18 protein-coding genes are annotated in these 25,319 nt (G+C 36.1%); 10 read left to right on the forward strand and 8 right to left on the reverse strand.

All coding sequences use genetic code 11. The features are described from left to right. Positions 1 to 23 precede the first annotated feature (23 nt). Positions 24 to 842 carry a GNAT family N-acetyltransferase gene (locus ACIQYS_RS07745; protein ID WP_402977161.1) on the reverse strand — a complete coding sequence of 273 codons (819 nt, stop codon included), beginning with the start codon at positions 840 to 842 and terminating at the stop codon, positions 24 to 26. 285 nt (positions 843 to 1,127) lie between these two features. On the opposite strand from ACIQYS_RS07745, the gene ACIQYS_RS07750 reads away from it, so the two are divergent. After that, positions 1,128 to 2,078 carry a nucleoside hydrolase gene (locus tag ACIQYS_RS07750; protein WP_402977163.1) on the forward strand — a complete coding sequence of 317 codons (951 nt, stop codon included), beginning with the start codon at positions 1,128 to 1,130 and terminating at the stop codon, positions 2,076 to 2,078. Between the two features lie 6 nt (positions 2,079 to 2,084). On the opposite strand, the gene ACIQYS_RS07755 is transcribed toward ACIQYS_RS07750, so the two are convergent. From ACIQYS_RS07755 to ACIQYS_RS07765, 3 genes are read right to left on the reverse strand one after another with little or no spacing between them, the layout of a single operon-like run. Further along, positions 2,085 to 3,209 carry a Ger(x)C family spore germination protein gene (locus ACIQYS_RS07755; protein WP_402977166.1) on the reverse strand — a complete coding sequence of 375 codons (1,125 nt, stop codon included), beginning with the start codon at positions 3,207 to 3,209 and terminating at the stop codon, positions 2,085 to 2,087. A gap of 2 nt (positions 3,210 to 3,211) precedes the next feature. Next, positions 3,212 to 4,318, reverse strand: coding sequence for a GerAB/ArcD/ProY family transporter (locus ACIQYS_RS07760; protein ID WP_402977169.1), 1,107 nt, complete (start codon positions 4,316 to 4,318; stop codon positions 3,212 to 3,214). A 20-nt stretch (positions 4,319 to 4,338) separates the two neighbouring features. Next, positions 4,339 to 5,856, reverse strand: a complete 1,518-nt coding sequence (locus ACIQYS_RS07765; RefSeq protein WP_402977172.1) for a spore germination protein — start codon at positions 5,854 to 5,856, stop codon at positions 4,339 to 4,341. A gap of 168 nt (positions 5,857 to 6,024) precedes the next feature. Here ACIQYS_RS07765 and ACIQYS_RS07770 point away from each other — a divergent pair, with 168 nt between their 5' ends. From ACIQYS_RS07770 to ACIQYS_RS07790, 5 genes are all read left to right on the forward strand, one after another. Then, positions 6,025 to 7,053 carry a Wadjet anti-phage system protein JetD domain-containing protein gene (locus tag ACIQYS_RS07770; protein WP_402977176.1) on the forward strand — a complete coding sequence of 343 codons (1,029 nt, stop codon included), beginning with the start codon at positions 6,025 to 6,027 and terminating at the stop codon, positions 7,051 to 7,053. After that, positions 7,026 to 8,546 carry a replicative DNA helicase gene (locus tag ACIQYS_RS07775; protein WP_402977179.1) on the forward strand — a complete coding sequence of 507 codons (1,521 nt, stop codon included), beginning with the start codon at positions 7,026 to 7,028 and terminating at the stop codon, positions 8,544 to 8,546. Before ACIQYS_RS07770 ends, ACIQYS_RS07775 begins: the two co-directional genes overlap by 28 nt. After that, complete coding sequence (locus tag ACIQYS_RS07780; RefSeq protein ID WP_402977181.1) at positions 8,536 to 9,276, forward strand: DUF6063 family protein; 741 nt, start codon at positions 8,536 to 8,538, stop codon at positions 9,274 to 9,276. Before ACIQYS_RS07775 ends, ACIQYS_RS07780 begins: the two co-directional genes overlap by 11 nt. Continuing rightward, on the forward strand, positions 9,263 to 13,675 hold the full coding sequence (locus ACIQYS_RS07785) for a coiled-coil domain-containing protein (RefSeq protein WP_402977184.1): 4,413 nt from the start codon (positions 9,263 to 9,265) through the stop codon (positions 13,673 to 13,675). The genes ACIQYS_RS07780 and ACIQYS_RS07785 overlap by 14 nt, the downstream gene beginning before the upstream one ends. A gap of 264 nt (positions 13,676 to 13,939) precedes the next feature. After that, on the forward strand, positions 13,940 to 15,241 hold the full coding sequence (locus tag ACIQYS_RS07790; RefSeq protein ID WP_402977187.1) for a CitMHS family transporter: 1,302 nt from the start codon (positions 13,940 to 13,942) through the stop codon (positions 15,239 to 15,241). A 56-nt stretch (positions 15,242 to 15,297) separates the two neighbouring features. On the opposite strand, the gene ACIQYS_RS07795 is transcribed toward ACIQYS_RS07790, so the two are convergent. Continuing rightward, complete coding sequence (locus tag ACIQYS_RS07795) at positions 15,298 to 15,552, reverse strand: (4Fe-4S)-binding protein (protein WP_402977191.1); 255 nt, start codon at positions 15,550 to 15,552, stop codon at positions 15,298 to 15,300. 17 nt (positions 15,553 to 15,569) lie between these two features. Continuing rightward, positions 15,570 to 17,240, reverse strand: coding sequence for a ribonuclease J (locus tag ACIQYS_RS07800; RefSeq protein WP_402977194.1), 1,671 nt, complete (start codon positions 17,238 to 17,240; stop codon positions 15,570 to 15,572). A gap of 209 nt (positions 17,241 to 17,449) precedes the next feature. Here ACIQYS_RS07800 and ACIQYS_RS07805 point away from each other — a divergent pair, with 209 nt between their 5' ends. The 4 genes from ACIQYS_RS07805 to ACIQYS_RS07820 all read left to right on the forward strand — a co-directional run bounded on the left by ACIQYS_RS07805 (position 17,450) and on the right by ACIQYS_RS07820 (position 21,233). After that, on the forward strand, positions 17,450 to 18,838 hold the full coding sequence (locus ACIQYS_RS07805; protein WP_402977197.1) for an amino acid permease: 1,389 nt from the start codon (positions 17,450 to 17,452) through the stop codon (positions 18,836 to 18,838). Between the two features lie 159 nt (positions 18,839 to 18,997). Further along, a complete protein-coding gene (locus tag ACIQYS_RS07810; RefSeq protein WP_402977200.1) occupies positions 18,998 to 19,948 on the forward strand; it encodes a polysaccharide deacetylase family protein in 951 nt (316 codons plus the stop codon). Positions 19,949 to 20,059: 111 nt separating this feature from the next. Further along, positions 20,060 to 20,872, forward strand: a complete 813-nt coding sequence (locus ACIQYS_RS07815) for an LAGLIDADG family homing endonuclease (RefSeq protein WP_402977203.1) — start codon at positions 20,060 to 20,062, stop codon at positions 20,870 to 20,872. After that, a complete protein-coding gene (locus ACIQYS_RS07820) occupies positions 20,856 to 21,233 on the forward strand; it encodes an rRNA methyltransferase (RefSeq protein WP_402977206.1) in 378 nt (125 codons plus the stop codon). The genes ACIQYS_RS07815 and ACIQYS_RS07820 overlap by 17 nt, the downstream gene beginning before the upstream one ends. Before the next feature lie 206 nt (positions 21,234 to 21,439). Here the strand turns inward: ACIQYS_RS07820 and ACIQYS_RS07825 are convergent, their stop codons facing one another. Beyond that, entirely contained in the window at positions 21,440 to 21,943 is a 504-nt protein-coding gene (locus tag ACIQYS_RS07825) for a GNAT family N-acetyltransferase (RefSeq protein WP_402977209.1), read from the reverse strand. Between the two features lie 136 nt (positions 21,944 to 22,079). Beyond that, positions 22,080 to 25,250: an ATP-binding cassette domain-containing protein gene (locus ACIQYS_RS07830; protein ID WP_402977212.1), complete on the reverse strand. Its 3,171-nt coding sequence runs from the start codon at positions 25,248 to 25,250 to the stop codon at positions 22,080 to 22,082. Positions 25,251 to 25,319: the final 69 nt, after the last annotated feature.

Below are 25,319 nucleotides of genomic sequence, written 5' to 3' on the forward strand. Positions count from 1 at the left end.
GATTTATATCAGGGCATGATCATTCAATTATAATTATAGTAATCTTGCGCATGAATCACTTGGAATCCAATTGATTCATAAAGTCGAAGTGCATGTGCATTTTTGGTTTCTACTTCTAGATGAACGGAGTAACCCGACTTTGATTGCTCTTTAACTACTTTTTGTAATACCTTCCGGCCAATACCTTTTCCTTGATGTGTAGGTAAAATGGAGAAACCATAAATCCATGCTTCTCCATTTTCTCTTTTCACTCGAATTTTTCCGACCGTTTCACCAAGCACGTCAATCATGAACATAGTATTATCCGTATCTCTGTCGATTCTGCTTTCACTTTCTTCTGCATCTTCCGCAAGAATTCCAAATGCTTCTATATCTAAACGGATACGCATGTCTAAATCAGCAATATTTGCTTGCCTCAAAGTAAAACCATTCGCTTCTTCTAGATGCTTTTCTTTCCATCGCATTTGATACTCGGAAAATCCATATGTAGCTCCTAATTTTGCTAACAATAATTTAGCTTCCACAGAACTTGCTGGCGCATTTAACAAAATACTTTTAAAATTTTCTTGTTTTACGGTAGTCATCCCACGTTGAAACAGTGTATAAAAATGTCCTTTTCGACGCTCATTTGGTTTCACCATGCCGCATATTTCTACTTTTGAACCGAAAGGATATAACCCTAAAAAAGCTACAAGTTTATCGTTTTCATAATGAAAGAAATCGAATTGATCAGACGCTCGATTTTTAAGCATATCCCAGTTTAATTTTAATTGAATATGATCATATACTTCGCATTCTTGTTGAAGTTGTTCAATATCTATTAATTGCTTTGGTTTTAACATAATTGCTCCTTTATGTTTGTTATAGAGGATAGAGTTACTCTGTTTTAATTTTACATTAGCTGAAAGACAAAACAAGTATTCTCAGAAAATTTTATCAAATAAATTTTTTCGATGTATTCTATTCTTTTAATTATTGTTTTATATAATAATATTATGTTAACTAAAAGTTGAATTTGCTAATGTGCGAAACAATATTAATATTAAATGCTTTATGTACTAGTTTTTTAGGATTAAAGTGATTCTATAGATAATAATCCAAACACCATAGGAAAAGGAGCGATTTCCTTGATAAAGAAAGTATTGCTGTTTGGAGATATAGGCATTGATGACACAGTTACATTAATTTATGCAAGCTTAAATATAGAGATAGAAATTGTAGGGATAGTGGCTGATTACGGAAATGTTTCAAGAGAAGATGCCGTATCCAATATTTGCTATCTAATGAAATTGTTTAACTATCCTAAAACAATCCCTGTTTTCCGTGGAGCGGAAGTGCCCTTAACAGGGGAACAACCTACCTTTTATCCAGAGATTCATGGGAGACATGGCCTTGGACCAATTATTCCAAATGATGACCAGGAATGGAAGATTGAAAACTTTTTAGAAATCGTGAAAATATTGGAGACCTATAAGAATGATCTGGTTATCGTCAATATAGGTCGCCTTACATCTCTAGCGACGATGTTTATACTTTACAGAGAATTAATGAATAATGTGGAAGAGTATTATATTATGGGCGGGGCATTTTGGGTTCCAGGGAATGTAACGACTGTAGCAGAGGCAAACTTCCACGGGGATCCTATCGCTGTGAATATTGTATTAACTTACGCAAATAATGTCACAATCATCCCATTGAATGTAACTCAAAAGGCAATTGTTACACCTGATATGGTAAATTATATTGACCAATTTGGGAAAACAAAAATCCTTAAATCTTTAATGGAATATTATACACGCTTTTATAAAGAGCGAGAACCTTCACTTCAAGGAGCACCCGTCCATGATGTTATTACTTTAATAGCGACTATTCATCCTGAAATGTTCTCTTTTGTTTCCTATCCTATTAGCATCGTCCGAGACCTCAACGGACCTGCTAGAGGTCAAAGTATCGCTGTGAATCAGTCGAATAAGCAGCATAGAAATAAAATCCACCGCATCTCGTTTGACCTACATTATGATATGTTTTTTCATCATTTTCTATCCGTTATGACCGGACAACAAATAAAAAGAGTGTAAAACATTTTACTCGAAAACCCCAGCTCTAAGTATGTCAAACTCAACCTTTACATTCACCTTCATGTTTTTATACATTTCAATCCACTTTTCTTTCGTCAGATTCGAATTTCTCACCGAGCTTCTATATTTTTCGCCAAAGCCAAAGATATCCGATTGGACATTTTGGCAATGGGCAATAACCCTTGATAGCTCTCTTGATAAATTTTTACTTATCGCATTTTCTAGTCCTTCGATTACTTTTGGATCTCCTGAGTTTACATCTGGATATATTTCTACTAGTCTTGCTTTTAGATTAATCTGCAAGTCAAACTCTGGGGTGTTCGGATCAACCAGTTTCAACTCTCTTTTCGAGTGAATAGTATCAAATGCTACAGGAATATCGCTAGTTGTGCCTTTCAGCAAATTGGGAGGGATATCCTCTTTTTTTATAATCGTTTCAAATATTCCGGACTTAAAACTGTCTCTCATAAGCTTCACATAAAAGCTATCTTTCAGCGGAAGTGTACTTACCATTTTACCATCCTTAAATAGGGCAAGACTTGATAATTCGATTAATTCTCCATCCCTTCTAATAATTGGTATCGTACTATCTTTACCTACCATATAAAGATCGTGGGCAATTTCATGCAAGGTAGAAGAAATCATGTGTTCCTGTTTAATGTTTTGTTCGATTAACCTGTATAAATGTTGACCAATATCATCTATATTTTTATATTGGTACTGGAGTAAAGGAGCCGTTTCTCCCTCTACCACAGCCAGATATAGACTATTACTTACACTAGCATTTTCTAAAAGTGAATCAATGTAATAATGAAGATCATCTTTTGCCAACTCTTCTCCAAACAAAACGACTCGCATTTGTCCGACTGTCACTTTTTTGGCTAATTTTCGATTGGCTTTCATCTTATTACCTTTGCTCGTTTCGTTTTCCGTCGTAATCACTTCTACATTGCTCTGAAATTCTGGGTTTATTTCTCTAATAACCGTAGTAGTGGACATTTTTTCTTCGGTCCCGATATCATACCCGACTAAAGTGGTTAATCCTACTCTATCCAATATATTTGTCTCTGCACAACCAATTAAAATACCGGATAGAATAAGAAGAATGAAATAGAACATAACTTTTTTCATTATTATTTCTCCTTCTGTGATGTATATTTCTTTTTCAACAACGTTACGAAAAATAAGAAAATAGGATAAACAAATATAATATATACAGCCACATGCCCAAATTGAGTGTTAATCGAATCTATTTGGGTTCTACTTTGAACGAACAATGTGCATATAAATATAATGAGGGAGAAAATCCAAACGAATTTAGTCCCATTTATTTTTACTACTCTTATAGCACCACGATAAGCAGCCCATAAATAAAGACATAGATTAGGTAAAATAATCAACATCCAAAAACATACCGCTACAAATTCGAATCGCTCCATAAAAGGAAAACTAATAAAACTGAACAAAGTTAACGTCGCCCATATCGTTTTAGTTAATTTTCCTTCGCTATAATAAGTAAGCGAGACGAGCATAATAAGCAGATAAACAAATGTAGTAAATAACAAGCCTAAATGCACATGCTTTCGTACATTTTTTTTGTCTTTTACAAAAGGGTAAATGATTTGAAGAATTTCAAAGCCAACAATCGTAAACGACATAGAATGTGCACCTTTTAATATAGAGCCTAAATTTGTCTCTAAAATAGGGAAAAGGCTTTCTACTGATGCAAATTTTAAAGGTACTAATAACAAGGGGAGGATCCATAAAGCGAGTACGATACTAAAAAAAGAAACGCCAACAATCACCCGAAGTCCACCTGTAAACGCATATATAATGATTAAAAGTATGGTTGCAGAAAGAAACCACGTACCTAGTCCTGGAAAAACCCAAGTCTGGATCACTTCAATATAATTTCGTAGTACAGAAAAAAATGCAATGAAACAATACAAGATATAAATTGCATTGAAGAAATTACCAATCCATTTTCCAAAGATATCTTGATGGATTAAGTAAAGATCATTGGAACCGTATATTTCCAATGTTTTGATCATACAAAAAGCCACGATATGAGTGGCAAGACCTGCCAGAAGAACGGAAATCCATGCATCGTGTTTTGCATCTTGATAAACAATACGCTGAAATCCATGAATACCTACCCCAACCTGAGCCCCGTGAACAACAAAAAAGAGCAAATAAGCATTAATCATATCATTGGGGCTAAGTTGTATTGGATTTTTCATTCATTTCACCTTCAGTTCAACTATTTTTCCGGGTTTGCAGGTTCTGGATTAATTTTTTCTTCATCATCAGGTCTGACAAAGGAAGGTCTTTTTGCTGTATATGAAAGAGGCATTCTTATAAGACTATCTCTCATATCTCGAACTCTAGGTGGATAGAAAGGCGCCATATACGGAGCACCCAAACTAGACTGACGTAATAGATGAACTAGTATAAAACAAAAGGCGAGCATAATGCCATAAAATCCCCAAAATCCTGCTAGTATGATGATTGGGAAACGAATGAGACGGATAACATTTCCCATTATATAACTTGGCGTCGTAAAGGATGCTAAGGCGCTTAAAGCGACAATAATAAGTAAAATATTACTTGTAATTCCTGCTTGTACGGCTGCAGTACCAATTACGATACCCCCTACAATCCCAATCGTTTGGCCAATCTTTGTTGGTAATCTTGCCCCGGCCTCTCTCAGTAATTCAATGATAAATTCGAGCAGGAGAGCTTCAAATACAGGTGGGAAAGGGACTAACGCTCTTGATTCACTTAGTGGAACTAGGAAGGCCAGTGGAATTACTTCATAGTGAAATGTCAGTGCACCTACATATATCGGAGTCAAAAAAACAGATAGAAAAATGGCACTAAATCTTAGTAGGCGAACAAATGTGGCAATTTGCCATCGTAGATTTTGATCCTCTCTACTTTCAAAAAACTCCAGAAACGATTGAGGGCAAACAATTGCCATGGAACTGCCTTCGACTATGACTCCCAGTTTCCCATTTAATAGACCATCGCAAAATCGATCCGGCCTTTCCGTTAGAAGCATTTGGGGAAAAGGAGAAAACGAGTTATCATCAATCATTTCAACAAGAACCGCGCTATCGAGTATTGCATCCACTTCCAGATCTTTTATCCTTTGGCGAAGTGTATTGACCATTTGATCCGAAGCAATACCATTCATGTACAAAAGTGTGACGGAAGTATTTGAGCGCTTTCCAACTTTAATTTCTTCATTACAAAGATCGGGACTTACTATATAGCGGCGAACCAATGAGATATTTGTAGAAAGACTTTCATTGAATCCTACTTGCGCTCCGATTACTTGTGATTCATTTTCAGGTGCTGACAAACTTCGGGATTCTCGTTTAGGTATTTTGGCCAACACTACTTGGGAGTACCCTTCAATCAAGATAAGAACACTCCCATTTACTAGCGAAGCCACTATTGCATCTAGTTGACTAGATATATTTACCTCTGGTATCGATAGAGCAGACTTGATAGCTTCTGGCTTTTCATAAAATTCATTTTGTAAATTAGTAATAATATGATTGTTTAAAGTCTGATCATTTACTAAATTATTTATGTAAATAAGGGTTAGGTTTGGTGGAATAGATTTAATGATTAGATCAGATGGATTATGGATCGCATCTTTTATCGATTGAATAAAATCATTTTTCGATGAAGTAATCATTTCTGCATCTTTTTTAGGTCCTTGTATGACTATAGGTGTTTGTTTTTTATTGAAAGGTAGTTTAAATTTCATCTTGAATATTTGGCTCCTCTCATTTCTTGCTATAGTGTATAGAATAGGCTTTAGAAAGGGTATCTATACTTATTTCAATAATCTTCAATAATTTGTTTTTAAAACAAGGGAGGCATTGCTATATATTTTGTATAATGAAAGAAAGGAATAGAACTAGGAGGGAGAAATATGGATGAGGCACTAAAACAGTTGGCGGCACGAAAGAAAATGACCATTTCATTAGATGAACTCTCTGCTTTATTTTATAAAGAGGGTCAAACCTATGAAGAACTAGCTACTATCATTTTAAATTTGGTAAATGATAGTATTCTACAAGCGGTGAAATCTACTGGACGAACGACTCGTACTCCTTCTGTTGCTTATAATTATCGAATCATGAAAACTGTGATGAAAGCAGATCACCATGGGGAACTACATACTTATAACCAAACTTTCCATAACTCCATTCATCTAGATGCCTATTATAAGCTACCTGCGGACGTTTTTTACAAAGACCTACCATTTTTAAAACGTCTTGATACTTATATAATAACGAACGGGTTACCGAAAGAATCTGTTCCTGCTCCAGAGCGTAGTGCAGAAATAGTAGGAGATGAAAAATGGTTGGATGAAAAAGGTGGAAAAGAACTGCTTGAGCGTGTTCAACTTTGGGATCTTATAAAGATTATTCCGGTTTCTGACCCATTAATGATGGCAGTAAATCCGAAAACGCTTCAAAGAGCCAAACAAGTGCATCTGATCGTTGAAAACAAAACTACATACCAGGCGCTACTAGCAGTGTTGTCTGATACGATCTTCTCGACATTAATTTATGGCTGTGGCAATAAAATCGTCAAAAGCATCGAGCAATTTGACTGGCAATTACCGTTACCTGAAGTGGAACATACTTTTTACTATTTTGGGGATATCGACAAATCTGGCTTGACCATTTGGTATTCGCTCCATAAAAAGCAGCAAATTAAACTTGCTGTTCCTTTTTACGAAGCATGCTTAAAAAAACAACCTTTTCAAGGAAAGTTGAGTCAAAGAAAAAATGAAGACGCAACAAAATCTTTTCTAGCAGAATTACCACAAGGAGCAGCTATCGAAAAATTACTAGACGCGGGATTTTACTATCCGCAAGAAATACTTACATCTGCTGAACTCGGATCGATTTGGAGGGAATGGTCATGGAAAGTTATGAATGGGAAGGACTAACGGATGGTTATAAAGAGCGAATGCGGAGACTTGCCCTTTTTGATTCATTATATGAACTGCAGCGCAAACAGAAAAAAGATGTAAACGGAACGCCAATTGATATGCAAGGACTTGGGCTTCTAACACTCCTGTTTTTCTTTGAACATAAACTACTACGAAATAATAAAGCAGGCACAGTAGAACTTGCAGCATATATTTTGCATATTACTGAACAAAAATACGAATTGTCCCCAGGTCAAGAAGAGTCTCTTGCAAAAGAACTTGTCGAAGCATTTCGCCCACCAGATGGTCGCAAAAGAACGTATTCCTTTTACAACTGGGAGACGAGACAAGACGAATCAATTTCGTACTCTATTTTAAAGGATAATAATTTTGATGCAGCTTCTGGTCGGCAATTTTACACGCTTGATGAAGACGGACTGGAACTAATTTTTGCGACGAAAGAGTTTTATAGTGAGTACCAATTATCCATTAACCAGCTAATGATCCGTAAACAGCTGGAAAAAGGTGAATACGGTAGTGCGCTAAGGCAAATGAATGAAATGCATATTAATGTAGAAACACTCAGGGAACGTATGACAAAGTTGAAACACGAAGTACTACGTAATATCGTCTCCGAAGATACGTTTGAGCGGTACAAAAAGTTACTAGAAGATATCCGCTTCCGACTGACTCGTGAGAATGAAGAATTTGTGGAATTGGAAAACTTCGTACATGAAACGCGGACAAGACTGTTTGAGAAGGATTACCATTTGGAGCAGCCAAAAGCATATAGCTATATACTTTCTATTACGAAAGAACTGGAAAGTGTACATAATGAACACTCTAAATTATTAACAGAAAGTCAAATTCTTATTAATGATACGCTCGTTGCAGCGCAGCAATCACTCTATTATATGGGAGTGGAAGCATTCAATTTTAAACAGGATATTTTATTGCCTATTGTAACGAAGCCGCTTCCGCTTGAAACGATGAAGGGAGTTCTCCATCCATTTTTCAAGCTGCCATACGCACAGTTATGGTCCCCCCTTAGCGTATTACAAGAGCAACATTTCAGAGAAGAACGAGAAGAAACGGTGGAAGACGCTTTTATGCAGCCAGATGAGGAATTGGTTAACAGCGCTGAACATCTATTATTGAAGGAACATTTTACAGCTTATTTAGAAGTACTTTTAGATGCGCTAGATACCGGGGTTTCTACACTTGATGAGCTTATCAAACAGATGCGTGAAACGGAGCATGAAGCTTTTCTTCATCGCCGAACATTTTATCATTTTTTGTTATATATCCATCAGCGTTCTCCAATACGTTTTAATGTGGGAGAGACGGACGAGGAACAGATTGTCAATACGTTTTATGAGGCATTTAAGTTACTTGGTAGCAATGAATTAAAAGTAGTGGAGTTAACAGAAACGATCGAGGTAACGAAACGATACTCGATTCAAAATATGGAGTTTACTTTGGTCAAGGAGGTAGAAATGGATGCTTTATAGTGAAGAAAAAGTGATCATGGCTTTTCAAGCTTTTCGTGAACTTGCACGTGATGGTATTGTTGGTGCCGAATGGTCTACTGTATACAAGGCAGATGATGATGTACGAGATTTGCTCGATTTGTTTGCAAAGGAAATGGCTTGTGTGAATGTTCCAGTTGGCAGTGAATTGTATTTGATTCCGGAAACGAAAATGTCGCCTTTCCATGTGAATAATGATTTTTTGAAGAAAAACTATTTTAAAAGCGGAGCAGTGAATGCGGATATTTACTTAATGTATTTTTCAACGCTTATTTTGTTCGGTTATTTTTATGATAGTTATCAAACAAAGGAAGCGACGCGTGAATTTATCGGGATGGAAGACTGGGTTCGTGAAGTGCATGATAATATTCAGTCGTTAAAAGAGCATGATGAAGAAACATTAAAAAAAGAAGAACAGGAATTTTCGTATAACTGGACACAAATCATCTCGAAATGGGATGACATGAATGATTTAAAAGAAAGTGCCAAAAAACAAACTGGTAATACAATTAGCAGATTAAGCTTTTTAGATGGAGTGAAACGGTTTCTGCTCGATCAGGAGCTAGTACGAGAGCTAGGCAATCAGGAAATCACCTTAACGGAAAAAGCGAAAACCATTATTCAAAAATACTTTATGGACCTTGAATACAATAAAGGCATCTTTGAATTCATTTACCGTACAGAACAGGGGGACAATCATGCCAACAATTAGTAAGGTTCGGTTTACGAATGTGGTGTATGAGGACGGTCAAAAACGCTATAATGACGATTTGTTTCGGTTTGAAGGATTTAATGGGGCGGTTGTACTGGAAAATGGGGGCGGGAAAACAGTCTTTATCCAAACATTATTACAAGCAGTTATTCCTCATACGGATCTTGGAGAACGTAAAATTCGGGATACGCTTAAACTAGAAGGGCCGGCACATATAGCAATTGAGTGGATTATTTCGGAGAAGCCACGGCGTTATGTTATGACAGCCGTAAGCTTATTTTTGAGTGACAACAAAGTCGATTCCTTTCGGTATGTGTATGAGTATGGGGCGAAGGATTCGGACGGAATTGAATCAATACCTTTTGTGAGTAATGAAGGAAAAAGACCTGCTGAAAAGTATGAAATACAAGAGTATTACGCCAAAAAAACACAGCATTCTCCTCTTGCCAAGACATTCGGGACCATCAAATCGTATCGTCATTTTTTAGAGGAGCAATACCACATCATTTCAGATGAATGGGATAGTATCGTTAAAATTAATAAAAATGAAGGCGGTATTGAGGCTTTCTTTGACGATTGTAAAATTGAAAAGCATTTATATGATCGACTTTTAATCCCGACGGTAGAGTCATCAATTGCTGGTTTCGATTCAGGAACATTTGCAGATACATTTGAAGAGCAGCAGAAAAGCTTTCAATTGTACAAAGAGCTTCGTGCACAAATCGCCGAATACCAGTCTATTGAAGAAGAACTAACTGCATTTGTAAAAGCCAATGAAGTACTTCATACGAAATCACTCGAATATACCGAACGAAAAGCAGATGCGAAAGGTATTTTCAATCTCGCCGAAGAGCAAAAGGAACAGATAAGTCGAGAATTGGAACTTCTTTCAAAGTCCAGCAGGAATTTAGAACAAGAGCAAGTTGTATTAACGGTAAAGAAAGACTCTCTCACGATTCGTTTAAAAGAAGAAGAACTAGCAGCAGTTACAAATCGGTTAGATGAGCTAATAGAAGAGCGGGATCGTGTTCGGTCTTCCGTGTTTCAACTGGAAAAGCATTTTTACTCCTTACAGTTAGACAAACAAAACGCCATTTATATAAAACAGCAAGAATTGACTTCCTACTATAAAGAAGAGATAGAACGGCTGAATGAAGACTCAGATGCAGTGGAGCTTGCGGATGAACTTGCGACTGTCCACCGGGAAATGAAAGGTTATTTTGATGAGCAACAAGAAAAGTTGAAAAAAGAGCGCCAAGCGTTAGGATATGAGCTTCAGCCGTTAGAAGAGGAACTAAAAGCTTGCGAAAAAGAACAACAGATTCTAAATGAAAATAAGCAACAACTTGAAAAAGAACAAACAGAAAAAACGACCCGCATAGAGCTATCAGAACACTCGATGCGAAAAATTCGTCACGCAATTCTTTCCAATGTAGATCAAGAAACAATTGCAACACGCTTACCAGAATGGATTACAGAGCACACTCGTGTAGACGAAGCAATTGTTTCCACACAAAATGACATGAAAAAGTTCCGAGAAACACTTGTAAGCATGCGTGATAAAAAAGAGGAACTGCAAGAAAAGATTAAAGAGGATTCTATTGCGCATGCAAATCTAGTAACGAAAACGAAACAAATGGAAGAAGCGCATACGACTCAAAAAGAGAAGCTTGCAAACTTAAGCTATAGTTTGAGTAGAAAAGATTCACTTTATATGACACAAAGTTCAACCGAACAAGATATGATGCGTACAATTGCAAGATTAAAAGACGAGAAAGAAGACAAACTTGCAATAGAGCGACTTGCTTTCCGCTTTATCGATGATTACGAGGCGCAAGATGTGTTTTTTGCAGATCCTTATTTAGAAAAACAACTTTCAGTCTGGTCTAACAGTATTGGACTAATCGAAACGGGTATTCGTTACTTGAATCGACTGGACTTATCTGTCGAGGAGCAGATCCGAAATTTTCCAAACTGGCCAGTAACGCTGATCACAACAGAAGATAAAAAGAAGACATTAATAGAACGTGTTGATCATGTTAGGAAGCATTTATTACATCCCATTCATGTAATTGATTTGCAAGAAGCGAAAGCAATTACGGAAAAGGGAACGGAAGCATCTTCTACAGTCATTTTACCATTACATTGGCGTGAAAATATGGAGAAAGAGTCCTTCACCCGTTGGAAAAATTCGCTACGTGCAGAAGCAAATAAAATCAAAGAAGAGCGTCAAGATACAGAAGAACGCCTTCGAATTTGGGAAGCCGCACTCGGTTCCCTAAAAGACTTTTTTGCTGAATATCCATATGAAATGGTAAAAGAGATAGAAACACGTGAACAACAGATGAAAGAGCAATTGCGTGAGTCAGAACGAATACTTACACGCTTAAAAAGAGAGAGTGCGGAGCTAGAGAATCGACTAGAAGCAAGTGAACGGCAAATTTCTAATAGGAAAGAGGAGCTTGCCGGATTAGAGTATAAAATAACAGAAGGACGTAAACATGAAAACGAAGCGAAAGATGTGCTCCGTTTAAAAGAAGAATTAGAAACAACGAAAAAAGAACTTGCTACATTAATAGGAGTAGCGCGAAGACTACAAAATAGAAAAGAAAATGTGGAAGATGAGAAAGAATCGATCCGGGAAAAGCTCGCCAGCAACCAAACTGAAATGGCTTTATTGGCTGCAGATGATTATTATCAACCGGTGAGAAATGAAATGCCTATTTACTCTGGGAAATCACTTACATTATTGAAATCCCAAGCAGAAAATATTCGATTTAAGCTGCATAAAATTTCAAGCTCTCGAGGAGAATGGGAGACGAAAATGAAGATTGCAGCGGAAAAAATGCAAGAAGCGGAACGAGAAATAGCTCGTATCCAGAAGGATTGGTCCGATTTCATTCCAGACGCAGGATTCCCTGAAAATGGAGGCATTCAAATCGAGCATTATCGTGAACGAATCCGCACTGAAAAGCGTGTATTAACTGAAGCAATAGCTAACTATACAGATCAAGATAAAGTAGTGATGCTTGTTAAGAACAAGCTAGAGGAGCTCACGAATAGTTTCTTTAGCGCACACCCAGACGCATCTATTCATACATTTACGGAACCACTGCATATTATTCAAAATATACTTGCAGAGGAAGCATCTAACGTCACACGCCAAATGATGCAGTTACAGGCAAGTATAGAGCAGTTCAACAAAGAGTTGTTAGTAATTCAAAATGCTATTGCAGAACTAGAAAAATTTAATGAAGCACATCATTTTCAGTCCACATCCATTGAAGAGAAAAAACCATCCGAACAAGAGGTAAATGAATTTACGTACGCAAGGATGAAGACTGTAAATCGTGTAACAGCCGCTATGAAGCAAGGGAAGGCATTTGTGGAAGAGGAGCTGGAGCGGGTAACGAAGAAGCGGATGGAATTCAATGACTATATTCGTCGTAATATGTCTGATGCAAAAATGCGAGATAATTTATTTCAAGGGTTAGAATATAAGCGAAGTTACTTGGAGCTAGTTGCTTTCCACCAAAATATTCGTTCGAAAATGGATAGTATTATTTGTTTCAATGAAGAAAGTATTCGTAGCCATGATGAACGGCTGGAACAATTCGTTACACATATGCATGAACATGTAAAAATGGTTGTACGGGAACTTGAAATCATCCCAACGAAAACACGCATTAGGTTTGCCTACGATACAAAACAAATCTTCCATTTCCGTATACCAGAATGGGAAGAAAAAGATGGACTAGCTAGATTAAGAGCATATATCGATGAAATTCTTGGATGGATTGAGAAAGACCGCTATCTAGATGTGGACGGAAAAGTAAATAACGGAAAAGTCCGTGCAGATGTGGAGAAATGGTTTGCAACACCGCAATTATTGCGCGTTATTTTACAAAATAGCGAAATGAAAGTGTCTTGTCGTAAAGTAACGAATGATAATGAAGTAACGTCCAAATCATTCTCCTGGAGAGAATCCAATGAATGGTCGGGTGGGGAAAAATGGAGTAAAAACATGACGCTTTTCCTTGGGTTGCTCAATTATGTTGCAGAAAAGAAAAAACTACTGGATACGTCTATGAAACGAAATCGTGCTGTTATTCTAGATAATCCATTTGGTAAAGCATCTAGTGAGCATGTCCTTAGCCCAGTATTTTTCATTGCTGAAAAGCTCGGCTTCCAGATTATTGCTCTTACGGCACACGCAGAAGGAAAATTTCTTCGTGACTATTTCCCGGTTATTTATAGCTGTCGTTTACGAGGGGCCAAAGATACATCCAAATTGATTATGACGAAAGTGAAAACAGTGAATCATGCGTTCTTTCAAGATCATGAACCAGTAGCACTTGAAAGATTAGGCGAATCGGAGCAACTGTCGTTATTAGATTAAAACAAAAGAAAATAGTGCTGTCTAATTAAGAGGAAAAATCTTAGTTAGACAGTTTTTTAGTTTATTCATTACTTCCAATATAATCTTGACTGAAGTAAGCCTTGAACACGACAAACCAAATCATCAAAGTTAGATCTTCCACGCTTGTATTGTTAATATTCTAAAAAATTAAACTTGACATAATAGTATGTACTTTATAAAATATATTGCATATACATAGAAAATTCGTGATTCTATACACGAACTAGAGGGGAATTATAATTCATGTTGGCTTTGTTAGGTTTTGGTATGATTGTTACTTTTTTATTTTTAGTAATAACTAAAAGACTTTCGGTAGTAGTTGCTTTCATTGGTGTTGCAATTGTGTTTGCGTTAATCGGGGGATTTGGAGCAGATATGGGGGAGATGATGATGGCTGGTATCCTCAAAGTTACTCCAACTGCAGTCATGATCGTTTTTGCCATATTGTATTTTGGTTTAATGATCGATGTAGGCCTATTTGATCCAATGATTAATCGAATTTTAGCGCTTGTAAAAGGGGATCCGTTGAAAGTAGTACTAGCTACTGCTGTTATTACCATATTAGTAGGCCTAGATGGCGATGGTTCTTCTACGTTTATGGTTTCTGTTACAGCAATGCTTCCTTTATACATACGACTTGGGATGAGCCGATTAGTATTAGCGTGCGTAGTCGCTTTAGCAGCAGGTGTAATGAATATTATTCCATGGGGTGGTCCTTTGGTTCGCGCAGCAGCTAGCCTCCAAGTAGAAGTTTCTGATTTGTTTATTCCGCTAATTCCGGTTATGGTTGCAGGCCTATTATGGACGTTATTTTCTGCCTATTTATTAGGGAAGAAGGAAAGAGCAAGACTAGGAGTTATTGTGTTAGATCAACCAGCGCCAACAATAACAGAACTAGCAGCAACGACGGTTGAAAAAAGTGGCGTTTCTAAAACTTATTGGTTTAACCTTTTCTTAACGGTTGTTTTAATGGTCTTACTTGTATTGGATGTACTTCCAATTGCTATTTTATTTGCAACTGCATTTGCCGTTGCATTAGTAGTTAACTTCCCAGATGCACAAAAACAACAAGATCAGATCCTACGACATGCGAATAACTTTGTAATGATTAGCACGATGGTTTTTGCAGCAGGTATTTTTACAGGTATATTCAGTGGGACTGGGATGATGGATGCAATGGCTGCATCATTAGTTTCTATAATTCCACAATCACTAGGAAGCCATATGCCTGTCTTAGTCGCATTAACTAGTATTCCTCTGGGACTTGTATTCTCACCTGATGCGTATTACTTTGGTATTCTACCTATTTTAAGTGAAACAGCAGCTGGTTTTGGAATTGCCCCTGTAGAAATCGGTAGGGCTGCATTACTAGGGCACTCAACCGCTGGATTCCCGTTATCACCTTTAGTTCCAGCTACATTTATCCTAATCGGGTTAGTTGGTGTGAGTTTTGGTGAACATCAAAGATTCCTTTTTAAATGGGCTTTTGGTACTACTGTCGTTATGACGATTGCTGCCGTATTAACTGGGGCGATTACATTATGAACGTTCGAATTAAACTGTTAAAACGCTACTGCACAAAGATGTAGTAGCGTTTTATGTTAAAGATCGAACGAGTCATTCTTTTCAATAAATGTTAATGCTTCACTGGGGCATGTTGAAATAACTCTTTTCACATCTTCTCTAAGTGCTACATTAGGTAGTATCCAAGGTTTTCTATTCATGTTGAATGTAGATGGTAAATATTTTATACAATTGGCTGCATGTGTACATTTCCCTGGATGAAAATATACATCGATTTCATGACCAGTATATTTTTTATATCCTGCATTTAGTAAGACTTTTTCATCTCCCATGATATCCTTCAAGGATGTTACACTTCGATCATAATTGGAAGAATCATTGGTTTCCGTTTTGTACGGGAATATAAATGCTTTTCCACTGATTTTTTTATAGTTTGTTTTAATATACGCTGATTTCGATTAGTATCTTTCATTCTATCTATAGTCGTTTTTACGATTTGATTCACTTCGTTTATCAGTTCTCCAGCTTCAGGACCGTACACAAATCCTCGTGAAATCGTATCTGGACCAGAAATAATTTTTCCTTGCGATTTAGTTATTGTCGTGACAATAACTAGCATGCCGTCTTCTGAAAGTAATTTACGATCACGCAAAATGATTTCTCCCACATCACCTATTCCAATGCCATCTACAAAAACATTCCCAGACTCTACACTTCTCGTTTGAATGGCCTCATTGTTTACAATATCTACTACATCTCCATTATTAACAATGAAAATATTTTCTATTTTGACCCCAACGGCTTCTGCTAATAGGCGATGTTGATGAAGCATTCGATACTCTCCATGAATGGGGACAAAGTACTTTGGTTTCATCAACGTGAGCATTAGTTTCAGTTCTTCCTGACAAGCATGACCAGAAACATGAAGCCCCGTAACGCTACCTGAACCATAGATTACCCTCGCACCTAATTGAAATAGATTATCTACTATGCGGGAAATACTCCGTTCGTTTCCTGGAATGGGACCAGCGGCAAGAATAACCGTGTCTTCAGGGAGAACTTCAATTTGCCTAAAGTTGGAACTCGATAAACGCGATAATGCGGCCATCGGTTCACCTTGACTTCCTGTACAAAGAATAACCACTTTTTCAGGATCCATCGCATTCACTTCATTTGCATCTATAATCATATCGTCTGGCACTTCTAAATATCCACGCTCTATCGCAACCGATACAACATTGACCATACTACGTCCAAGTAGAACAAGCTTGCGATTCGTCTTAGTCGCTGCATTCACTATTTGCTGAACACGATGCACATTGGAAGCGAATGTGGAGATGAACACTTTTCTTGGTGCATGTCGAAATGCTTCTTCGATATGATCTCCTACAAGGTGTTCGGATGCAGTAAACCCAGGTCTTTCTGCATTTGTGCTTTCGGACAGGAGCAACAGCACACCATCTTCACCAAGTGCTGCCATTTTGTGAATGTCGGAACCGTGTTTATCGACAGGAGTCCAATCAAACTTAAAATCTCCAGTATGTACGATTATGCCTTGTGACGTATGGAAAGCTATTCCAAGACAATCAGGAATACTGTGGCTAGTTTTGAAAAATGTCGTCTTAATTGTTCCAAACTGCAACTCCGACTCACTATCAATCATAAAAAGTTTCGTTCGTCTTAGGAGACCGTGCTCTTTTAATTTAATTTCGATTAAACCTAACGTTAAATTAGTAGCATAAATTGGGACATTAAGTTGTTTTAAAAAGTAGGGGATACCTCCAGTATGATCTTCATGTCCATGTGTTACGATCAGAGCCCTCACTTTTTCTTGGTTCTCTTTTAAGTAGGAGATATCCTGGATGATTAGATCAATACCTAAAAGACTTTCATCCGGAAATTTAGAACCGCAGTCGATAACGACAATATCATCCTCCGATTGTATAACATACATGTTTTTACCGATTTCATTTACGCCACCAAGAGCGAAAATCGATATTTTTTGGTCTAAAGTATTCAAAATAATATTCCTCCCCTTCAAATTCATATTCAAAGTATTGCCTTTTCTACATGTTTTATAAGTAAGTTTATAATGATTTTTTATTTTCTAAACTATTAGGATTTTGTTATTGTCGAATACGCTCGTATTATGCTAGAATGATATTTATACAAAAATTCATAAATATCGGATAAATCAAAGGGATGGAATCAGAGGGAGAGGGAAGTTATATGCAAGAACAACAGTTAGCGAGAGGTTTAAAAAACAGACATGTTCAGTTAATCGCTATTGGCGGGGCAATCGGAACGGGATTATTTCTTGGCGCAGGTAAATCTATTCACTTAGCAGGACCTTCGATATTATTTGCGTATTTGATTACAGGTATCGTTTGTTTTTTGATCATGCGTGCACTGGGTGAATTACTTCTATCGAATTTAAACTATCATTCATTTGTAGATTTTGTACAAGATTATTTAGGTAATATGGCAGCATTCATCACAGGATGGACGTACTGGTTTTGCTGGATCTCTATCGCAATGGCCGATCTAACTGCGGTTGGGCTTTATACTCAATATTGGCTTCCAGAAGTACCACAGTGGATGCCCGGATTAATCGCACTTGTCATTTTGCTAATTATGAATCTTGCAACTGTAAAGCTTTTTGGCGAAATGGAGTTTTGGTTTGCACTCATTAAAGTGATTGCAATTTTAGCATTGATTGTTATTGGGATTCTCATGATTATTAAGGGCATTTCAACCGATGCAGGAGCATCAAGCTTTTCGAATATCTGGAGCCAAGGGGGCATGTTCCCAAATGGCATAAATGGCTTTATTCTCTCGTTCCAGATGGTTGTATTTGCATTTGTCGGTATTGAGCTTGTCGGACTGACTGCAGGCGAAACAGAAAATCCGGAAAAAGTAATTCCGAAAGCAATTAATAATATACCTATTCGGATATTAATATTCTATATCGGTGCACTTATTATCATTATGAGTATTTATCCGTGGAACGCTATTAATCCAATGGAAAGTCCTTTCGTCCAAGTCTTTGTAGCTGTTGGTATCGCAGCAGCAGCCGGTATAGTCAACTTTGTCGTGCTAACTTCTGCAGCATCGGCATGTAACAGTGCCATTTTTAGTACAAGTCGTATGGTATACTCACTTGCTAAAGACAAAAATGCACCTGTACCATTTACAAAACTAACTTCTCATAAAGTACCTTCCAATGCATTGTTCTTTTCAACAATTGTTATTTTAATAGCTGTTGTTTTGAACTATGTAATGCCAGAAGGGGTGTTTACACTAATTACTAGTATTTCTACCGTATGTTTTATCTTTATATGGGGAATTACAGTCATTTGTCATTTAAAATATCGAAAAACAAGACCTGATCTAGCTAAAGTAAACAAGTTCAAAATGCCGCTTTATCCTTTTGCTAATTACTTAATTCTTGCTTTCCTAGCATTTGTTCTTGTTATTTTAGCACTTGCAGCAGATACACGTGTTGCGTTGTTTGTAACGCCTGTTTGGTTTATTTTACTGTTTGTATTTTATATGTTAAGGAAAACGAAGGGTAAACAAGGAACTCTTCTGGAAACTGCATCAGTTGAGAACCATTAAGAATATACTTATTTAATCATGAAATCCTCTGTCTTTAGTTTCGAGACAGGGGATTTCTATGTTTTATTATTGATGTCATCCTACCGAAAATTGTGCAAGTATATACCTTAAGCGAAAGGGAAACTTAATATCATCAAACTCTCAAAATGGAGGATCGCAATGGAAAAACATAATCCAAGAAGGAAATCGACAGGTAAAAAGTATATATTACACACTATAATGTTCACCAGTTTGTTCCTGTTATTGTTTGGAAATTTTATAATTTTAACTTCCGCAGAGTCTAATAAGGACAATCTTTATCAAGAAATTCAAGACTATAGCAAGCAACATGATATTAAGCCGATTAATGCAAAAGTGGATAGAGTTTGGAAAGCAATTCCTGGGTACAATGGATTGAGTGTAGATATCAAAGCAAGTTATGAAAAAATGAAAAAAGAAGGCGTCTTTAATACAAACAAAATCGTTTATAAAGAGATATCGCCAAATATACATTTGGATGATTTAGATCCCCAGCCTATTTATAGGGGTAATCCAGAAAAACCAATGGTAACACTGTTAATTAATGTTGCCTGGGGTAACGAATATATTCCAACCATTCTAAAAACATTAAATACTCATCAAGTAAAGGCGACATTTTTCTTTGATGGTAGTTGGGTTAAGAAGAATCCTGATTTGGCTAAAATGATTAGTCAAGAGGGGCATGAAATTGGTAATCACGCTTATAGCCATCCAGATCTTAATCAACGTTCGAGAATCGAAACAATAGAAGAAATTAAAAAAACGAATGATGTGATCCAGACTACGCTTGGGATAAAACCAAAATGGTTTGCACCGCCAAGTGGTAGTTTTAATCAGGAAACGATCAATGTCGCTCATGAGCTCGAGATGAAAACTATCCTGTGGACGGTCGATACGGTTGACTGGAAAAAACCTTCCCCATCGGAAATGGTCACTCGCGTTGCTTCGAAAATAGAAAACGGCTCTATGATTCTTATGCATCCCACACAACCTGTTGCTGAAGGGCTAGATTCCATGATATCGACTATCAAAGCGAAGGGGTATCAATTAGGGACAGTTAGTGATCTGATGAGTGAAAAACGGATTGATTGACGAATAATTATATATAGCTGAGAAAAATATTCATTTTTTCTCAGTTCTTTTTTGATTTAAAGAACATTTGTTTGTATAATGGATATAAAGCTATTCTGGAGGGTTAAAATTATGCCTAGAAAACGAGGAATAACCGATGAAATGATTATAGAGATGTATAAAAGCGGTATGACATATCAAGAAATGGAGACAGTAGTTGGACTAACTTCCGTAGCAATACTGAATGTTATACACAAACACAAAGTACCTATAAACAGAAAACAGTATTCTGGTCGACCAAGAAAGAACAAGGTAAATGAACATTTCTTTAAGGTTTGGTCACATGAAATGGCTTGGGTTTTAGGAATGCTCATAACGGATGGTCATGTGAATAAAAAATCTCATAGTATAAATTTCTCTCAAAAAGACGAAAGAATACTGCAGTTGATAGCAAAATATTTGGAAGCCGATTACGTGTTAGCCACTTTTGGTAAAACAAAAAAGACTCCTACATTAATTATTAATTCAAAGATTATGAAAGAAGATCTTGCTATACTAGGGATTACTCCAAATAAATCATTAACATTTCCTTTCCCAAAAGTCCCTGATAAATATTTATCTTCTTTTATTAGAGGCGTGATTGATGGGGATGGATGGGTTCAAAACAAAGGTTATGTAATGAATGTAACTACGGCAAGTGTAGATTTTGCTAAAGGCCTTTTGGCTGTCTTCAAATCATGGAATTTAAGAACCGAAATAACAACGGAATATAGCCGAAAAGGGAGTATAATATACCGTGTTTGGGTAAAAGGGAAAGATGATCTACCAAAGCTTGCAAAAATAATTTATGAACATGTCGCAGGTAACTATAATTACCTAAAAAAAGAAAGACTAACTCAAAGGTTGAAGGATAAGGAGACGATCTATTATGTGGAAATTAGTTAATGGAAGATTAATACAAACAATTGATCAAACAAGAAGTGAATATAAAACACGAATTAGTTCAGATCTAATTAAACAACTAAAAAAAATGGCTGAAGAAAATAACTCACATATCGGATATTTACTCGAAAACGGCTTTGAAAATATGATGAAAGTAGATGAAATTTTATTCGATAAGAAAAATCGTCCTAAGGATCGTGTAGAGTTCAGAACTACTTGTGATAAAGAAGTGATAACAAACCTAAGACTATTTGCTAAGAAAAATAATCTGAATTTAAATGACGTAATAGAGGCTAGTTTTGCTTATATAGATACAAATCACTTAAAAAGTGCTAACTGGAGATATAGAAAGGAAATAGAATAATAAGTAATAAAAAAAGTCTCCCTAAAATAGGGATGTGGTCATAATATAAATTATACAAAGCTACGTTTCAATGAATAAGTATACTTGTAATAGTGAGATATTTGATGAAAATCGCTATTTATAAAAATGCGTAGATTGGTTAAGAATTAACCATTCTACGCATTTTTTTTGTAAACCTGACTTGTTTTCATATACTAAAAGCATTTTTAATATTGTCCAACTTTTTCACTTCTACGTTCCAACAATACTACATCTCGCCAAACTCCATTTAACTTACCTATGCGTTGTCGGGTTCCTACTTCTTTAAAATTAAATTTTTTATGTAAGTTAATACTTCCTTGATTTTCCGGAAAAATCATTGCCTGCAATGTCCAAAATCCTAGTTGTTCACTGTCTTTTACTAATGCTTCTAATAGCTTGCTGCCAATACCCATTCCTTTGATCGTATTCGTTAAATAAATACTTATTTCAGCAACACCAGCAAAGGATTCTCTACTAGAAATTGGACTTATCGCAATCCAACCTACTACTTCCCTACCCATTCTTGCAATGAATCGACATTTTTGAAAATGGACCGCATTCCATTCATTCCAAGTCGGTGCTTTAGTTTGAAATGTTGCATTTCCTGATTGTATACCTTCTATATAAATCGTTTTTACCTGTTCCCAATCGGTTTCTAACATCTCGTCAATTACTAGATCATTAATCATATATATTCCTCAATTTCACTGTCAAGTTCAGACTAGCATAAAAACTCATGTGTAATTTATCATTACTCATGAGTTTTTATCACTAACTGACATATAAGTTTGTTTTATAAATATGGCTTGCTTTAATAATTCTAATTTAATTATTTTGCTCAAGGCATTGATAAATTGCCATCAAATCTCGTTTATTTAACTCACGAATACGATTGAAGATTGGTATATCAGCAACAGCCTCATTATATAAGCTTTCAGCAACAACATCACTGACTTTACCAGTAAGCCATGTATCTACTGCTATGCCTTCGACAACTTCCTGAAGTCCTTCATCATTGATACCACTTTCATTACAACTCACACAAGGTATCGTTAATTTAAATACGCCGTCATGTAAATTATCTTCTGTAATGACTTTCTTTCCTTTACAGAATGGACATGGATTACTTTTTTTAATTTTATTAATTTCGGTAACTAATTTTTTGTAACCAAATGCTTCATAAACGTATGTTAGTTTTTTGTATTTTCCATTTGTGAAATACTTATCTATGATTGTTTCTCTTGTTTCATTGATATTAGGAAAATCACAGATGGTCACTTGATTATTGTTGCTAATGGATTCGATACTGTCTTTGATTGTGTCCCAGAATGGCAAGACATTTTGTAAAACCATCTCATAGCGGGCAAAGCTTGCTAGTTCTAGTTCAAGCGTTTTCAGTGCGACTTGTGTTTCTCTAGGCAGTAAAGAGACATCTTCCGTCAAAGTCATATCTCCGCCAACAATAGATTTCAATTTTACCAGTTCCGGTAACTTTCCTACTGTTTTTATCACTTGAGCAAGTGGCTGATGAATAATCTCTCGAATATCCGTGTCTCCAAACTGGAGCTTTTTATGGTGGTTTAACACAGAACCTTCGCAAATCGGACAGGTTATCTTTTCTTTAGAAGCTTTCATTTGTTCTTTAATAATTGATTTTGAAACGACCATATACATACCAAGTATGGTATTAAAACCTACCCATGTTCTACGTGCCTTCCCTTTCTTATCATAAAATGATTTTTCAAAATAACCGTACCAAAATGTATGCTTTTCTTCATCTGACATTTCATTATAGCTTTTTGTCAAGTCATGACCGAGCTCATTTTTAATTTCTTCAAATATAAATTCTAATTTCTCATATTGATAATATTTTAATACTTCCATCACTTCTGGATAGAATAGACCATCCCAGAATGGAACATTTTTGTCTTGAATTATAAGATCTTTATCGAATATTTCAATCACAAGACGTCCCGAGCATGATGGGCAATGATTGTCCGTTGAAAAGAAATCAAAGCTTCTCGTATCTTTATTGGTCGGATGCGACGCTATAATATGGTTAATCATGCCACCAATTTCATAAAGGAAACTATATTGACTATACAAATGTCTTTCAAGATCAATGGCAATGACAGGAGCAATTTTATTAGAATCGTATTCACCATAAATCAAACGGGCCATTGAGGATAAGCTTTTTAAAATACCGCCTTTATAGACATTTTCTGCATTTTTAAAATAGTCGATATGATTTTCTTTTAAATACGTTATGCCATTTTGTGAGTTGAGTACAGACGAAATAGGCGATGGTTGCGCGGTAACTTCCCTATTTTTAGTCTCATAATATTCCTGATGATTAACAACATCAAGATGCGTGACGGGTTCATTTTTTCTTTTACCAAAATCAACGATAAAATCCGAACTTTCCATCATATAGGCATTATGTTCAATCATCATGATAGAAACAGATTCATCCTGCAGAATGCCCCTGACACTGTCAATGAATTGATTTAAAATATTTTGTGATAAACCTTTTGAAGGCTCGTCAAAAATGAAAAGTGTATGAGGATTTCTAGAGTTTGCAAACAATTCCGAGACTAAATGCACACATTGAAATTCACCAGTAGATAATGTTTGCGTTTTTCTATTTAAAGTCAAATAACCTAGTCCAAGTTTAATCAATAAGCTCAAACGTTTATGTGCGATATCTTCATTTGGAAGTTCATCAATGATATCTTCAATTGAACGATCGAAAATATCATCAATATCTTCACTATATTTGGTAAGTTTCTTTTTAATATCAAGAAAAGTTGCAACGGTTGACCGACTCGTAATCGATTGGTTTCGATCTTGCCCCACCATAACCAGTTTATCTTTTTTGTATCGCTTCTGAAAATCTTTTGCTATACACTCATTGACAAGCGTAGATTTACCACATCCAGACTCACCTGTCACCGTTACAAGCCTATTTTTGGGAATCTGAATTTCAGCTATTTGAATATTACGGCAATATAGATCGTTAAATTGATAGTGTTCTGTTGGTGTTGACTCATTTCGTTCCCAATGGATTGGTTTTGGACGTGGTGATTCTTCTACAATTTTTCCGCCATATTTACCGCTGCCAGGTCCAAAGAACAATTGCTCATCCGTTAAATCAAGCACTGTGTCAGAATGATCAATAAGTAAAATTTGATTTTTATAGCCTAATTGTTTAATCTGTTCTAAAATTTTCAATAGTGTTTCGTGATCAAGACCTACTGAGATTTCATCAATTATAATAACCGTATTTTCACTTGTTGCCATAAATTCAGCCAAGTAAAGTCGTGTTAATTCTCCACCTGACAAAGTACCCATAATTCGATTCAATGTTAAATAGCCAATATTCATATGGATAATATTTTTAAGAATATTTTGTTTTTCTTCACTAATATTTAACTCTGCTGCGAGTGAAAGAATAGATTCCATACTTAAGTCATTAATATCTGAAACATCATGTGTTTTATCAAATAGTTCAATCGTATATTGGCGGACTTCTTCGTTATAGCGTGTTCCCTCACACTTTGAACATTCCACATTTTTAATAGTACCGCGTCCTTTACACGTAGGACACCAGCCTAATTCATTATTAAATGAAAAGACTTCAGGAGAAAGATCGTATTTTTCAGCGAGTTTTACACGAATCTCTGTAAATACGCCTGTATGTGTGCCAATAGTTGAACGTGGATTAGATGAAATGGATGATCTTCCGAGAAAAAGTACTAAAGGCATCTCTTTCATCTTGATAGCACTGAAATTAGTTTCCATAATATTGGAAAATAAATACTGATATTCAGCCTTTGGCAATAAGGAAACAAGACGCTTCTTGGATTCTTCACCAATTGTTTGACAAAAAGTTGTTTTCCCAGAGCCAGATAGACCAGCAATTCCTAACGATTTATCTACTGGTAGTACTGCATCTAATTTGTCAATATTGTTCGCAATTAGTTGATTTATTTTCAAAGTGATATCCTCTCCATTCTCTAAATTTAGTATTGCCATGTTATTAAAACTTCAAAAAGATTGTTATGT

The sequence above is a fragment of the Psychrobacillus sp. NPDC096426 genome, from assembly GCF_044762745.1.
Lineage (GTDB): Bacteria > Bacillota > Bacilli > Bacillales_A > Planococcaceae > Psychrobacillus.